The organism is Microbulbifer regidiadema (SeqCode), from assembly GCF_052467605.1.
This window is the reverse complement of record NZ_CP174316.1, coordinates 1863929-1877825: the sequence shown is the minus strand read 5'-3', so window position 1 is coordinate 1877825 and position 13897 is coordinate 1863929. Positions and strand designations below refer to the sequence as shown.

General features: G+C 57.0%; 14 protein-coding genes. 7 read left to right on the top strand and 7 right to left on the bottom strand.

What is annotated here, in order from left to right:
• Positions 1 to 150 precede the first annotated feature (150 nt).
• Positions 151 to 1638, top strand: a complete 1488-nt coding sequence (gene guaB / locus ACJJIF_RS08865; RefSeq protein ID WP_444931859.1) for an IMP dehydrogenase — start codon at positions 151 to 153, stop codon at positions 1636 to 1638.
• Positions 1639 to 1738: 100 nt separating this feature from the next.
• Positions 1739 to 3316, top strand: coding sequence for a glutamine-hydrolyzing GMP synthase (gene guaA / locus ACJJIF_RS08860; protein ID WP_444931858.1), 1578 nt, complete (start codon positions 1739 to 1741; stop codon positions 3314 to 3316).
• A gap of 430 nt (positions 3317 to 3746) precedes the next feature.
• Here guaA and rlmB read toward each other — a convergent pair whose 3' ends face one another.
• From rlmB to ACJJIF_RS08825, 7 genes are all read right to left on the bottom strand, one after another.
• A complete protein-coding gene (gene rlmB, locus ACJJIF_RS08855) occupies positions 3747 to 4529 on the bottom strand; it encodes a 23S rRNA (guanosine(2251)-2'-O)-methyltransferase RlmB (protein WP_444931857.1) in 783 nt (260 codons plus the stop codon).
• A complete protein-coding gene (locus ACJJIF_RS08850; protein WP_444931856.1) occupies positions 4526 to 5395 on the bottom strand; it encodes a Rossmann-like and DUF2520 domain-containing protein in 870 nt (289 codons plus the stop codon). Before ACJJIF_RS08850 ends, rlmB begins: the two co-directional genes overlap by 4 nt.
• Positions 5395 to 6153, bottom strand: a complete 759-nt coding sequence (locus ACJJIF_RS08845) for a pyridoxine 5'-phosphate synthase (RefSeq protein WP_444931855.1) — start codon at positions 6151 to 6153, stop codon at positions 5395 to 5397. The genes ACJJIF_RS08850 and ACJJIF_RS08845 overlap by 1 nt, the downstream gene beginning before the upstream one ends.
• A 3-nt stretch (positions 6154 to 6156) precedes the next feature.
• Positions 6157 to 6747, bottom strand: coding sequence for a peptidylprolyl isomerase (locus tag ACJJIF_RS08840; RefSeq protein ID WP_444931854.1), 591 nt, complete (start codon positions 6745 to 6747; stop codon positions 6157 to 6159).
• Positions 6748 to 6905: 158 nt separating this feature from the next.
• Positions 6906 to 7586: a TIGR04211 family SH3 domain-containing protein gene (locus ACJJIF_RS08835; protein WP_444931853.1), complete on the bottom strand. Its 681-nt coding sequence runs from the start codon at positions 7584 to 7586 to the stop codon at positions 6906 to 6908.
• Positions 7587 to 7616: 30 nt separating this feature from the next.
• Positions 7617 to 7916, bottom strand: a complete 300-nt coding sequence (locus ACJJIF_RS08830) for a YciI family protein (protein ID WP_444931852.1) — start codon at positions 7914 to 7916, stop codon at positions 7617 to 7619.
• A 34-nt stretch (positions 7917 to 7950) separates the two neighbouring features.
• Positions 7951 to 8670, bottom strand: a complete 720-nt coding sequence (locus ACJJIF_RS08825) for a VC0807 family protein (RefSeq protein WP_444931851.1) — start codon at positions 8668 to 8670, stop codon at positions 7951 to 7953.
• Between the two features lie 206 nt (positions 8671 to 8876).
• Between ACJJIF_RS08825 and ACJJIF_RS08820 the strand changes: the two genes are divergently transcribed.
• The 5 genes from ACJJIF_RS08820 to rluB all read left to right on the top strand — a co-directional run bounded on the left by ACJJIF_RS08820 (position 8877) and on the right by rluB (position 13621).
• Positions 8877 to 9833 (top strand): PHP domain-containing protein, encoded by a 957-nt coding sequence (locus tag ACJJIF_RS08820; RefSeq protein ID WP_444931850.1) that lies wholly within the window; start codon positions 8877 to 8879, stop codon positions 9831 to 9833.
• 93 nt (positions 9834 to 9926) lie between these two features.
• Entirely contained in the window at positions 9927 to 10550 is a 624-nt protein-coding gene (locus tag ACJJIF_RS08815) for an L-threonylcarbamoyladenylate synthase (RefSeq protein ID WP_444931849.1), read from the top strand.
• A 54-nt stretch (positions 10551 to 10604) separates the two neighbouring features.
• Positions 10605 to 11630, top strand: a complete 1026-nt coding sequence (locus ACJJIF_RS08810; RefSeq protein ID WP_444931848.1) for a segregation and condensation protein A — start codon at positions 10605 to 10607, stop codon at positions 11628 to 11630.
• 10 nt (positions 11631 to 11640) lie between these two features.
• The gene (gene scpB, locus ACJJIF_RS08805; RefSeq protein ID WP_444931847.1) at positions 11641 to 12732 is read left to right on the top strand and encodes an SMC-Scp complex subunit ScpB; all 1092 of its coding nucleotides are present in this window, start codon (positions 11641 to 11643) and stop codon (positions 12730 to 12732) included.
• 22 nt (positions 12733 to 12754) lie between these two features.
• Entirely contained in the window at positions 12755 to 13621 is an 867-nt protein-coding gene (gene rluB, locus ACJJIF_RS08800; RefSeq protein WP_444931846.1) for a 23S rRNA pseudouridine(2605) synthase RluB, read from the top strand.
• Positions 13622 to 13897: the final 276 nt, after the last annotated feature.

Here is a 13897-nt window from a genome sequence, read left to right as displayed (position 1 = left end):
GCGGAGCAATATTGCAGTATCGCCTGTTTAGGTAAAGCGTTTTGCACTACAAATTGGTTTTTCTGTAAATTGGTGTTTGCGCTTTGGGCGCGTAGAGGTATAATCGCGCCGATACCCAATCCCGCCTATTTCGAGGTTTGAGTGTCAACAATGTCTGAATCCAATCTGCGCATCGCGCGCGAAGCCCTCACTTTTGACGACGTCCTACTTGTGCCCGGATATTCCGAGGTCACGGCCAAGGATGTGAGTTTAAAAACCCAACTCTCCCGCAACATTACCCTGAACATCCCCATTGTGTCCGCCGCTATGGATACGGTGACGGAAGCTCGCCTGGCCATTGCCCTGGCCCAGGAAGGGGGTATCGGCATTATTCACAAAAGTATGTCGATAGAGGCTCAGGCTCTCGCCGTTCGCGCGGTGAAGAAGTTTGAAGCCGGTGTGGTAAAAGACCCGATTACGATTGAGTCCGACGCCACGGTACGCGAGTTGATCGCGCTGACCAGCCACCACAATATTTCCGGTGTACCGGTAATGAATCGTGGAGATCTGGTCGGTATCGTTACCAGTCGCGATGTTCGCTTTTTAACGGATCTCGATGTCAGTGTCGCCAGTATTATGACGCCGAAAGAGCGTTTGGTAACGGCCCATGAAGATGCCTGCCCCGATGAGGTGCGCGAGCTACTGCACAAGCATCGCATCGAAAAAGTATTAGTTGTTAACGACAACTTTGAGCTGCGCGGCCTGATCACGGTTAAAGACTTTAACAAAGCGGAGCAGTACCCGAACTCCTGTAAGGATTCCGATGGCCGTCTGCGCGTTGGCGCCTCTGTAGGCACCAGCCCGGATACCGACGATCGCGTGGCGGCACTGGTAGAAGCCGGCGTTGATGTACTGGTTGTGGATACCGCTCACGGCCACTCCCGCAATGTGATCGAGCGCGTGCGCCGCATTAAGGAAATGCATCCCCGCGTCGATGTGATCGGTGGCAATATCGCCACGGCGGAAGCGGCGCGGGCACTGGTTGAGGCCGGTGCGGATGCGGTCAAAGTGGGTATTGGTCCCGGTTCTATCTGTACCACTCGTATCGTAACAGGCATCGGTGTACCCCAGGTGACCGCAATTGCCGAGGTTGCCTCAGCCCTTAAAGAATTCGGCGTGCCGATGATTGCCGATGGCGGTATTCGTTACTCCGGCGATATTTCCAAGGCGATCGTTGCCGGCGCTTCATCGGTCATGATGGGCTCCATGTTCGCCGGTACCGAAGAGGCGCCCGGTGAAGTCGAACTCTACCAGGGCCGTACCTACAAGTCTTACCGGGGGATGGGTTCTCTCGGCGCTATGTCCCGTACCCAGGGCTCTTCCGATCGCTACTTCCAGGATGCGAGCAAGGGCGCTGAAAAGCTGGTACCGGAGGGCATCGAGGGTCGCGTACCGTATAAAGGCCCGCTGTCCGCCATCGTCCACCAGATGATGGGCGGCCTGCGCTCGGCGATGGGCTATACCGGCAGTGTCGATATCGACATTATGCGCACCCGCCCCGAGTTTGTACGGGTCACTGCGGCCGGTATGGGTGAGTCCCATGTCCACGATGTACAGATCACCAAAGAAGCGCCCAACTATCCGGTGGGCCGCCGCTAAGCCCTCGACCTTTCCCGGGTGAAAAAACATAAACAGAGCAAGCAGCAAACGGACCTTTAAGGTCCGTTTGCCGTTATTTAATCCAGTTATCGAGTAAGTTATGAGCCAAGATATCCATTCCAGCCGAATACTCATTCTCGACTTCGGGTCCCAGTACACTCAATTGATCGCCCGCCGTGTCCGCGAGTTGGGCGTATTCTCTGAAATTCGCGCTTTCGATATGAGCGAAGAGGAAATTTGCGCATATCAACCCAAGGGGATTATTCTCGCCGGCGGCCCCGAGTCGGTGCCGGAAGAGGGCTCGCCGCGCGCGCCGGAAATCGTTTACAACCTGGGCGTGCCGGTATTGGGTATTTGCTACGGCATGCAGACTATGGCCCACCAGCTGGGCGGCTCTGTGCAGGGCAGCGATGTCCGCGAGTTCGGCTACGCCCAGGTAAAGGTGGAGGGCCAATCCAAGCTGCTGAGCGATATCAAAGATCATGTCACTGAGGATGGCAGCGCCCTGTTGGATGTGTGGATGAGCCACGGCGACAAGGTTGTGGCGATGCCAGAGGGCTTTGAGTTGCTGGCATCGACAGACTCCTGCCCGATTGCCGGTATGTACAGCGCGGAGAAGAATTTCTTCGGTGTGCAGTTCCACCCGGAAGTGACTCACACCCTGCAGGGCATGCGTATTTATGAGCGCTTTGTGATCGATATTTGCGGGTGTGAAAAACTCTGGACCCCCGCCAATATTATTGAAGATTCTATCGCCAAGGTGCGCGCCCAGGTGGGTGAGGATAAGGTGCTACTCGGCTTGTCCGGCGGTGTCGACAGCTCTGTGGTGGCGGCCCTGTTACACAAGGCCATTGGCGATCAGCTGACTTGTGTATTTGTGGACAACGGTCTCCTGCGTAAAAACGAAGGCGATCAGGTGATGCAGATGTTCGCCGACAATATGGGGGTGCGGGTTATTCGCGCCGATGCGGAGGAGGATTTCCTCGGGCGCCTCGAAGGTGAAAAGGACCCGGAGGCCAAGCGCAAAATTATCGGCAACACCTTTATCGAGATCTTCGATCGTGAGGCGTCCAAATTACAGGAAGTTAAATTCCTGGCCCAGGGCACTATCTATCCCGACGTTATTGAGTCCGCCGCCGCCAAAACCGGCAAGGCGCATGTGATCAAGTCTCACCACAATGTGGGCGGCCTGCCGGAAGATATGCAGTTTGAGTTGGTGGAGCCCCTGCGCGAGCTGTTTAAAGACGAGGTGCGCAAGATCGGTCTGGAACTGGGTCTGCCTTACGATATGGTTTACCGCCACCCCTTCCCGGGCCCGGGCCTGGGCGTGCGGATTCTCGGTGAGGTCAAGCGGGAGTATGCCGATATCTTGAGAGAGGCGGATGCGATCTTTATCGAAGAGTTGCACAACGCCGACTGGTACCACAAAACCAGCCAGGCCTTTGCTGTATTCCTGCCGGTGAAGTCGGTGGGTGTTGTCGGCGACGGCCGCCGCTATGAGTATGTAGTGGCCCTGCGCGCCGTTGAAACGGTGGACTTTATGACCGCGCGCTGGGCGCACCTGCCCTACGAGCTGATCGAGAAGGTCTCCAATCGCATTATCAACGAGATAGAGCATATCTCCCGTGTGGTTTACGACGTCTCCAGCAAGCCGCCCGCAACGATTGAGTGGGAGTAAGGGGGCAGTGGAAAGGGGTGCTTAGCGCCCCTTTCTTTTATTTGGCGGTGGTAGGGAGCCTCCTGAAAGCCCCGCAGGACGGGCTTTAAAGCTTCGCAGAGGTACTGTGGAATTATTTACAGACTCCCTGGTACTCTATTTTCCACAGTGAGCTTTTCTCCTTATTCGATCTTTAATTAGTACAGATTGCTATTAAAAATATGCTTGGGCTTTTGCTAACTCGTTGATTTTTTGAGCGTTTCCCGAGCTGTCTATTTTTTCTTCATATTGTCACAATGACCAATTCACGGGCCTTTGCGGCCTGCCGCTCGAAGTTAGCCACAGAGATATCCACAGAATCTGTGGGTAGTGGAAAATCTTGGATAAGCTGGGTGGGAATCCGTGGGATAAGTGGAGACTTGGGAGGCGGATGCCTCCCAGTTGGGGAGAGTTAGATTTCACGGCGGAAGCTGATCAGCGCGGCAGTAACCGCCACATTCAGGCTTTCCACATCGTTTTGCATCGGGATACGCACCAGCTCATTGCACTGGCTGGCGACGGCATCGCTGACGCCGTGGGTCTCATTACCCAGTACAAAAATGGTGGAAACTTGACTGGAGACCTCTCTCAGAGTGGTTTGAGCGTGGGATGACAGGCCGCAAATCTGGGCGCCAGCCTCGCGAAACTCTCCCAGGGTGGCCGCCAGTTTGTCGCAACGCAAAATCTGGGTTTTAAACAGGGTGCCGGTGCTGGCTTTGATCACCAGTGGATCTATCTGTGCACAGCCTTTTTTCGGCAGAATAATTCCATCGATGCCACCGGCACAGGCCGAGCGGATAATCATGCCCAGATTTTGTGGGTTGGTAATGCCATCCAGGGCCAGCAGTTCATAAGTGCTTTTATGCTCTGGAGCGCTAACTTTCTGTAAAAAGTCCGCCGCCCGGCCGTAGTGGGGCAGGGCAAGGTCCAGGGCTACCCCCTGATCTTGGCGGGAGTTTTTGGAAATCCGGGACAGGCCTTTGCGATCCCAGTAGGCGATTTCAATCTGGCGCTCTTCTGCCAGGCTCTCCATCCGCTGAATCAACTGGTCGCGCCGGTTACTGCTGGCCAGGTGTAATTTGTGGACGGGTACGGATAAATCCTCGAGGGCTTCGAGTACGGGCTTGCGCCCATAAATCGTCAAGAGGCTGTCGAAGAAGGCTTTTTTTTCCAGGTATTCGGAGGAGTCTTTCACCGCGTTGGCTCGCTCAGCAATTCGATCAATTTGGCCGCACTCTCGTCTGAGAGTGGGCCGCGCCGCGCCAACTCTACACAGGCCAGGCCCAGATGGCGATAGCAGAGTGCCAGTTGGCTATCCACAGCGGCGAGGCTTTCCACCTGCGCGCTCACGGTTGCGATATCCCCCCGGGCAATGGGGCCCGTCAGCGATTTCTCCGGCCCCAGGGTCATATTGTTTTGCAGGGTCTGCGAAACAATCGGCGCCAGCAGGCGCAGGGCCCGGTCTCGCTCTATACCGGCGGCAGCAAAGCTCTGTAGGCTCAGGTCCATCAGGGTGGTCAAATAGTTGGAGGCAATGACCGATCCGGCGTGGTAGAGGGACTTGTTACTGGGGTCGATATTGAGGATTTCGCCGCCAATAGCGGCAAAGGCCGCAGAGAGGATTTGCCCGGCTCGGGGGTCCCCCTCAATGGCGACGCTGGTGCCGGCAAAAGTCTCCAGCGAAGTTTCCGGTTTGGCAAAACTGTGTACCGGGTGGGCGCTGGCAGTGAGGGCGGGCTTTAAAGCTTTGAGCACCTCAGAGCTGAGGGCGCCGCTACAGTGGAATACCAGGGTACTGTGGTCGATAAGGTCACTTGCGGCCAGCTGCTGGGCAAATGCGCCGATTTCGCTGTCGATGCAACTGATCAGCCACAGATCTGCCGCCGGCATTGCGGCGAGGGATTCGGCGGCGTTGCCGGCGCCGATAAATCGGCTGGCAGCCCGACCGCTCTCCAGGCTGCGGTTGTAAATCGACTGTACCCGCAGTACACCATTTTCCTGCCACAGCCGCCCGAGGGTTTTGCCCAGGCGGCCGGCACCAATAATGTTGAGGCTTTGCATCAGTTGCCGGCGAGGCAGTTGACGTAGGCGTTGACGGCATTTTCCAAGCCCATACCGATAGCGTCGACAGTAAAGGCGTGGCCAATAGAGACCTCTTGCAGTCCCGGCAGGGTGCGGTAGCGCGGCAGGTTGACCAGGTTGAGATCGTGGCCGGCATTAATGCCCAGGCCCAGTTGGTGTGCGTGCTCGGCTGCGGCACAGTGGGCGGAGAAAATACTTTCCAGCTCTGGGCTCTGCTTGGCTGCCGCTTCGGCGTAGGGGCCGGTGTAGAGCTCAATGCGGTCTGCGCCCACCGCCTTGGCCAGGCCGATTTGTTCCAGGTCCGGGTCCATAAACAGGCTGACACGTATGCCGGCTTTTTTCAGTTGCTCAATGATGGGAACCAAGCGATCGCCGTCCTTCTTGAGGTCAAAACCGTGGTCCGAAGTGAGCTGATCGTTGCTGTCGGGTACCAGGGTGCACTGGTCCGGCTGGGTTTCTGTCACCAGGGGGATCAGGCCAGGGTAATCCCCCAGGGGGGCGGCAAAGGGGTTGCCCTCAACATTAAACTCAATGTTTTCGCGGCCGGCGCAGAGCGCTGCCAGACCGCGCATATCGCCGGGGCGGATATGTCGCTGGTCGGGGCGGGGGTGAACGGTCAGCCCCTGGGCGCCGGCGTCCAGGCAGCTGCGCCCGTGGGCGATGACATCGGGAAAGTTGCCTTCGCGGGAGTTGCGAATTAAGGCGATTTTATTGAGGTTTACGCTGAGAGCGATCACTACTTATTCTCCCTTGCTATTTTCAGCGACAGTAGTGTCACTGGCGCTAATTCGTTTTGCGGAAAGTATACGGATTGGGATGTTTGGGGCCTCGGGGTGCTGGCGGTAGAGCCCCCGGGGTTCCCGCTCAATTTTCTCGACGATCGACATTCCCTCGATCACTCTGCCGAAAACGGCATAGCCGGGTTTGTCTTCACTGCCATCGAGTTTGAAATTGTCTTTCAGGTTGATAAAAAACTGCGAGGTGGCGCTGTCGGGGTCGCGGGTGCGTGCCATTGACAGGGTTCCGCGCAGATTTTGCAGTCCGTTGGTCGATTCGTTGATGATGGCGTCGCGGGTTTCTTTTTTGTGGAAGTCGAAGGTGAAGCCGCCACCTTGCACGACATAGCCGGGTACTACTCTGTGGAAAATAATGCCATCGTAAAAGCCACTGTCGATATAGGCGAGGAAATTCTCTACGGTGACCGGGGCCCGCTGGGCAAATAACTCCACGCGGATAACGCCGAGGTCGGTCTTTAGTTCTACCTGTGGGTTTTGAGCAAAGAGTGGCAGGCTGAAAAGGGTGCAAAAAAGCAGAGTGAATAACTTGCGCATCATCCGTGTCCTTTGAGTGTCCGGGTCAAATCGGTTTACTAATATGCCAGGTCTCAGTGAGAGAGAGGGTTGATATATGCCTGGATGCTACTGACTGCGGGGTGCTTATTTGCGTGCCCGCAGCCGTATAGTAAGCGATTTTTATCGCGGCGAGGAAATCAGTTGGCCCACTCGGAATTGCGCTTGCGCGGGCGCAAGTGTGGGGCAATCATCGCCAGGATAGCACCCAGTACAACGGATAGGGCTCCGTACAGCTGCCACTTGCGCGCATCGCTGCTGGACAGGCGCTGGATCTCCGCTTCCGCCATACTTTTTTCCTGCTTTAGCAGCTCGTATTGGTGCAGGAGTTTCTGGTGGCGCTCATTGAGTGAGATGGCGTCGGCGGAAAGGGATTTCAGGTTCTTGAGCTCGGCGGCCAGCGCCTGGCTCTGCTGTTCGGCGGAAGTCAGGGCGCTGTGCAGTTCACTGTTCTCTGTTTCCAGGCGGCGAACCTCGCCCCCCAGATTGCCTTCCATTTTTTCAAAGCGGGCCAGATTTGCCTCCGCCGTTGCCAGCTTTAATTTGGCCACCGGCTCGCTGACCAAATACTGGCGCCTGATCCAGCCCTCGGTGCCGCTGGGGGTGCGCACTTTTGCCCAGCCCTCTGATGCCGCATCTTCGAGCAGTGTCAGTTCGGTGCCGCTGGCCAGGCCGCGGTGGATAATCCGGAACTCGTTGCCTTTGCCGGAGCGCATGGGCACGTGAAGTTGATCGGTAATGTAGCGGGTCTCCGCTGCAAGCGCCGCTGGTGCTGAGTTCAGCAGCGCCACAGCGAGCACACCGGACAGGAATTTTTTCATTGTGATACAGCTATTTATTGGGAGTTTTTGTTAGGGCAGCACGAGCTTGTAGGGCTTGACCACAACCGATGCATAGACGCCCGCTTCGATGTAGGGGTCGCTGTCCGCCCAGGTCCGGGCCTCTTGCAGAGAGGGGAATTCGGCGATGACCAGGCTGCCGGTAAAGCCGGCTTCACCGGGCTCCTCGCTGTCGATGCCGGGGTGCGGTCCTGCGGCCAGTAGGCGCCCTTCATCTTTGAGCAGGTTGAGTCGGGCCAGGTGAGCGGCGCGGGCTTTTTTGCGTAAGGGGAGGCTATCGCCAACATCTTCACTGATGATTGCGTACCACATGATTGTTAATACTCTTGTTAGTTTTTTAAAGTTGCTATTGCGCAACCATGACTTCTTCCAGCTTTAACCCGGTCAGTTTGCCGATGCGGGAGAAGAGGAAAAAGAGTGCGCCCATCAAAATCAGGGTTGATGGGAGTGCAATAACCAGATAGCCATACAGCGTCATTTCACCCAGCTCGGTGTTGTAGGCCTCGGTGCCCGGCGGGCTGATAACGATCATTTTGGCGAGGATATAGTTCAGCGCCGAGGAGAAAAAGAATGATCCGGCCACAATCCATGAGGTTTGGCGCAGGGTGCGGTCAAAGGCCGGCTGGTTGCCATTATCCTGTAGGGACTGGGCAATTTTTGCAGTATCGAGAATTTGGTCGTTGTAGAGCAGCGTTTTGACCAGGGGCCAGCGGGTGTAAACAGAGAGTGCGGTGGCGATGCCCAGCAGGCCGGGGATAGCGGCTTCTTTGATCGCAATATATTGCGGGTCCAGCTTCAGCAGGCTGATGCCGCCGGTCAGCAGGATGCCAATAAAACCGAGGGCTGAGAAAAAGTTGACCTTGCCCAGGCGCAGCAGGTCGCGAAGGCCGTAGCCCAGGGGGAAGGCGAGGGCGGCTATCAGTGCCCAGGTGGTGCCCAGCCATTCATCTCCAGAGAGCTTGGTCAGGATCAATGTCGGAATAATGACATTGAAGGTGATATTGCTGAGAAACCCTTCCTTTTTAGGTTTCTCGGGAGATGTCGTGGTCGAATTCGTTTCGGTCATACTCAATTCCGGTGATAATGCCCGCTGGAAGCTGAGGGGCGTCAAATCGTACTGACCGCCAGTTCAATTTCCCCGCTGACAAAACTGCTGTCAGACTTCGGCCCCGGCGCGTCGCTTACTGTGACTGCGAGTCCGGGCCTTATCCCTGAAAACGCCGGGTGCCGCATAGACAGCGGCAAAGGGCGATTGTTCCTAAAAAGACGGATATGGCGACCTTTTTCATCGTCGAACTGAGTGAGAGCCTGTTGTTGAAGACCCTTTCAGCCGATTTGAAGACAGACCTGGTGGATCTGCACAGCCACAGTACCGCGTCCGACGGTATTTTAAGTCCTGCACAGCTGGTGTCGAGAGCGAAATCCCAGGGTGTGACAATGCTCGCCCTGACCGACCACGATACGGTGGGTGGTGTGGGGGAGGCGCAGCGCGAGGGCGACCGTTTGGGAATAGCGGTGATCGCGGGAGTGGAGTTCTCCAGCCTCTGGGGGCGCAGGCCTGTGCATATTGTGGGGCTGAATATCAATCCGCAGTCGGAGTCGCTGCGAGCGGCGATCCAGTTGCGCGAACAGCTGCGCGAGGAGCGGGCGCTGCGCATTGCGGAAAAGTTGGAAAAGTGCGGTTTTACCGGGGCCCTTGAGGGCGGCCGCGCTATGGCGGGCGATTCGGTGTTGGGGCGGCCGCACTTTGCCCGCTGGCTGGTGGAGGCGGGCCATATAGAGGATGTGGGCAAGGCCTTTAAGCGCTACTTGGGGGCCGGTAAGGTGGGGGATGTGCGGGTCGAGTGGCCCCAGCTGGAAGAGACCATCGCGACCATTCACGGGGCCGGTGGCTGTGCGGTATTGGCCCACCCCCTCAAATACGGATTGACCCGCACCCAGTTGTTGCGGCTGTTGGGGGCGTTTCTCGCCGGGAGCGGGGATGCGGTGGAGCTGTTGTGTGGCCGGCAAAACCCGACTCAGACCCGGGAGTTGAGGGCTCTTCTGCTCTCCGCTGCCGAAGCGGCGGGCAGATCGATGCCACACTGCTCTCTTGGCAGCGATTTCCATCAACCGGAGCAGCCCTGGCGGGAGTTGGGGTGCGTTCACTTGCCCACAGACGTCGAGCCTGTGTGGAATCTGTGGCACACTCTGCACCGGGAACAGTGGGGTCACGCTCCGCTGCCCTGATTCCAATTCTGTGAATTGGGGGCCGCCGCCCGGCGTTGAGACCGGTGAGTGGCGGTGAGGTATTTTCTATCGGTAAGGCTTTTGGGGGGCTTTGTGGCGCAGTTTTTTCAGATTCATCCGGATAATCCTCAAGGCCGCCTGATTAGTCAGGCGGCTGAGATTGTCGCCCAGGGGGGCGTTATTGTTTTTCCCACCGACTCCGCATATGCCATCGGTTGTCGCCTGGGAGAGAAGCTGGCTGTCGAGCGTATTCGGGCGGTGCGCCAGCTGGATAAACAGCACAACTTCACGTTGATGTGCCGGGACCTATCGGAGCTGGCGACCTATGCCAAGGTCGACAACCAGATGTTTCGCTTGTTGAAGAATCATACCCCGGGTCCCTACACCTTTATTATGCCGGCGACGGCCGAAGTGCCGCGCAGGCTGATTCACCCGAAACGCAAGACCATCGGTATTCGAGTGCCGGACAACCCCATCACCCTGGCCCTGATCGAAGAGCTGGGCGAGCCGCTGATGAGTTGCAGCCTGATTCTGCCCGGCGAAGAGCAGCCTCTGACTGAGCCGTACGATATCCGCGAAACCCTGGAGCACCAGGTTGAGCTGGTTATCGATGGGGGTTTCTGCGGGTTGGAACCCACTTCGGTGGTGGATCTGACCGGCGATGAGCCCCAGCTGATTCGCCAGGGGTGTGGCGCGACTGACGAAATACTGGGCTGAAAGCCGCGTCGCTCGTGTATAATCGCGCGTTTGCACGATTGAGGGTGGGGCAGGGTGTCCAGTGAAGAGTTACTAGCGCAGGTCGAGGAGCAGGTGTTGGCCGAAGTTGCGGCTGGCGGTGACGAGGCCTCTGACCCGGCTGGCGATGGCGAATCGCAGGGCGGGGACTCGGATGAGGATTCCCCCCTGGCCCTGGTGCAGGGCGAAGCCTTTACCGACCTCCCACAGGACCTTTTTATTCCACCCGATGCCCTGGAAGTTGTTCTGGAAGCTTTTGAGGGGCCCCTGGATCTCCTGCTGTATCTGATTCGCCGCCAAAACCTGGATATTCTCGAGATCAACGTCGCCGACATCACCCATCAATATATGGTGTATGTGGATATGATGACGGCAATTCGCTTTGAATTGGCCGCTGAGTACCTGGTTATGGCGGCTATGTTGGCGGAGATCAAGTCGCGGATGCTGCTGCCGCGACCGCCGGAGGCCGAGGAAGAGGAGGGCGAAGACCCCCGCGCGGCTCTGATTCGCCGCTTGCAGGAGTACGAGCGCTTCAAAACGGCGGCTGAGGACCTCGATGAGATCCCCCGCGTTGGCCGGGATATTCACCAGGCCAGTGCAGAGGCGCCCGATCGCAGTATCACACGCCCCGACCCGGAAATTGACTTGAAAGAAGTCCTGGTTGCCCTGGCAGATGTATTGCGGCGCGCGGATATGTTTGAGAGTCACCAGGTCGAGCGGGAGAAGCTGTCTACTCGCGAGCGTATGACCCAGGTACTGGATAGAATTCGCCACGGCCAGTTTGTGCCTTTTGTCAGCTTGTTTACCGTGGAGGAGGGACGCCTGGGTGTCGTAGTGACCTTCCTGGCAGTGATGGAACTGGTGAAAGAGTCCCTGGTGGAACTGGTGCAAAACGAAGCTTTTGGCCCGATTCATGTGCGCGCTCGCGCCACTACCCACAGCGGTGAAGGCGGGGAGGGTGTCGACAGCGAGCTGGAGGATTGGGCTCTTGAAGACGCTGAAGGGCTCGGGGACGAAGCTGTAGAGGCCCCGGATAAAGCGTCAAAAATGTATTCGAGTTAGAAATTAGAAGATGACAATCGCCCCCGAATTACTGCGTAAAATTGTCGAAGGCGCCCTGTTGGCTGCTGGCCAGCCTCTCAGTGAAGAGAAATTGTTGTCTCTGCTGGAGGAGGAAGAGCAGCCCTCCAAGACTACCCTGAGAGATGTGCTCGAAGAAATTGCCCAGAGTTGTGCCGATAGGGGCTTTGAGCTGAAGAAGGTCGCCAGTGGCTGGCGTTTTCAGGTGTCTGAAGAGCTGGCCCCCTGGGTTAATCGGTTGTGGGAGGAGAAGGCGCAGAGGTACTCCCGCGCAACCCTGGAGACCCTCGCCATTATCGCCTACCGCCAGCCGGTAACCCGGGGCGATATCGAGGATGTTCGCGGCGTAGCGGTGAGTTCGCAGATTGTTAAAACACTGCTGGAGCGCGGCTGGATTAAGGTGGTGGGGCAGCGGGATGTACCCGGCAAGCCATCTCTCTACGCGACAACCCGGGAGTTTCTCGATTACTTTAATTTAAGTAATTTGGATGACCTGCCGACCCTGGCTGAGATTCGCGATATTGACAGTCTGAACCAGATATTGGAGCGGGAAGGACTGCCCCCAGAGGCGGGGGATGCCGAGGCGGATACGAGTATTTCGACAGATCCTGAGCCTGTGCAAGCCCCCGAGGCTGAAGTCTCTACACAAGCCCCTGCCGCCGGGGGGGAGGATGTGGATGATGCACTGGTAGAGGCGCTGGCCGAGGAGATTGTCGCTGAGGCTGAGTCCGATGTGACTGAAGTAACAGCTCCGCCCGAGCCGGATATCGATGGTGACGCGCTGCGCTCCTCTAGCGAAGAAGATCTGGTGGAAAGTGCAGCTGCGGAAGTTCAGCAGCAGCTGGCGCGGGAGGAGTCGGAAGACTCCCCGGAGGCGGATGCAGAGCTTGACCCCAGTGATGAGGACGAAGTTTACAGCGACGACGAAAGCGGTGCCGAATCGCTGCATATAGAGGAGAGTGAGGACTCTCTAACCGCGACGCTGCCACCTAGCAGTATGTTTGCCAAAGACGACACAGCTGCTGAGGTCGCCGAGGAGTCGGCGGCGGTAAATGCTGATGTCGATGAAGAACCAAAGAAGTAGTACAAGTGGAAAACACCACCCCATGAGTGATGGTACCCCGCCAGCAGGCGAGAAATTACAGAAAGTATTAGCGCGCGCCGGTCTCGGCTCGCGCCGTGAGATGGAGCGCGCAATTGACGCGGGCCGTGTAACCGTAAATGGAAAAGTGGCGGAACTCGGAGAGCGAGTAACTGAAGCGGATCATATCGAGCTTGATGGCAGTCGACTGCCTTCGGCGGAGCAGAATCGCTGTCGGGTGATCCTCTACAACAAACCCGTTGGGGAAATATGTTCCCGCCACGATCCGGAGGGCCGCCCGACGGTCTACGATCGCCTGCCGAGACTGAAAACCGGCCGCTGGATTTCAGTTGGGCGCCTGGATTTCAATACCAGCGGCCTGCTGTTGTTTACTAACAGTGGCGAGTTGGCCAATAAGTTGATGCACCCCTCCTCGGTGATCGATCGCGAATACCTGGTTCGAATTCAGGGGGATGTGGACGAAGAGATGAGGCGACGTCTGCTCAAGGGCGTATTGCTTGACGATGGATCTGCGCGCTTTACCGATATTGTTGAGAGTGGCGGCGAGGGTAAGAATCGCTGGTTCTACTGTGTGGTCATGGAGGGGCGCAATCGTGAGGTGCGCCGTCTGTGGGAGTCCCAGGGTGTCAGGGTGAGTCGCTTGAAGCGCGTGCGCTACGGCAGCGTGTTTATTCCCTCCCATGTGCGTGTCGGACAGTGGATCGAAATGGAGCCCCGGGAGATCGATGATCTCTGTGTAACGGCGGGAATGCCAAAACTGGGCCAGCGCCCACTGACCCAGGGTGAAAAGCAAAACCTGGAGCGCCAGCGCAGGAAATTGCGCAAGTCGCCGGCACCCGCAGCCCGGCGCAATCGACCGAAATTAGGTTAGTTATAAAAAAGCCCGCACTAGCGGGCTTTTTTATACGTGTAAGGCAGTGCTAAAACGCCAGTAGAAAGGTAGATGGCGGGCGATTAATCCAAAGATTTCGAGTTGAATTTAATCGTATATTTAATTGTAGTTTTTTCCCTTCACCTGTTAGCACAACAATTTACTTCCCCCTCCTCAAAAAAATACCGGACCGCCGAGGGCGTCTCTTTGAGGTGTCTACAGCGTCCAGTCTTTCATTTTTCCTGTTGTGTTAGTTAATAATTTTTTGACAGGCAG

Coding starts and splice junctions, on each gene's coding strand:
- guaB (WP_444931859.1), top strand. CDS start 151: ATGTCTGAATCCAATCTGCGCATCGCGCGCGAAGCCCTCACTTTTGAC.
- guaA (WP_444931858.1), top strand. CDS start 1,739: ATGAGCCAAGATATCCATTCCAGCCGAATACTCATTCTCGACTTCGGG.
- ACJJIF_RS08850 (WP_444931856.1), bottom strand. CDS start 5,395: ATGCAAAGCCTCAACATTATTGGTGCCGGCCGCCTGGGCAAAACCCTC.
- ACJJIF_RS08840 (WP_444931854.1), bottom strand. CDS start 6,747: ATGCGCAAGTTATTCACTCTGCTTTTTTGCACCCTTTTCAGCCTGCCA.
- ACJJIF_RS08835 (WP_444931853.1), bottom strand. CDS start 7,586: ATGAAAAAATTCCTGTCCGGTGTGCTCGCTGTGGCGCTGCTGAACTCA.
- ACJJIF_RS08830 (WP_444931852.1), bottom strand. CDS start 7,916: ATGTGGTACGCAATCATCAGTGAAGATGTTGGCGATAGCCTCCCCTTA.
- ACJJIF_RS08825 (WP_444931851.1), bottom strand. CDS start 8,670: ATGACCGAAACGAATTCGACCACGACATCTCCCGAGAAACCTAAAAAG.
- ACJJIF_RS08820 (WP_444931850.1), top strand. CDS start 8,877: ATGGCGACCTTTTTCATCGTCGAACTGAGTGAGAGCCTGTTGTTGAAG.
- scpB (WP_444931847.1), top strand. CDS start 11,641: ATGACAATCGCCCCCGAATTACTGCGTAAAATTGTCGAAGGCGCCCTG.
- rluB (WP_444931846.1), top strand. CDS start 12,755: ATGAGTGATGGTACCCCGCCAGCAGGCGAGAAATTACAGAAAGTATTA.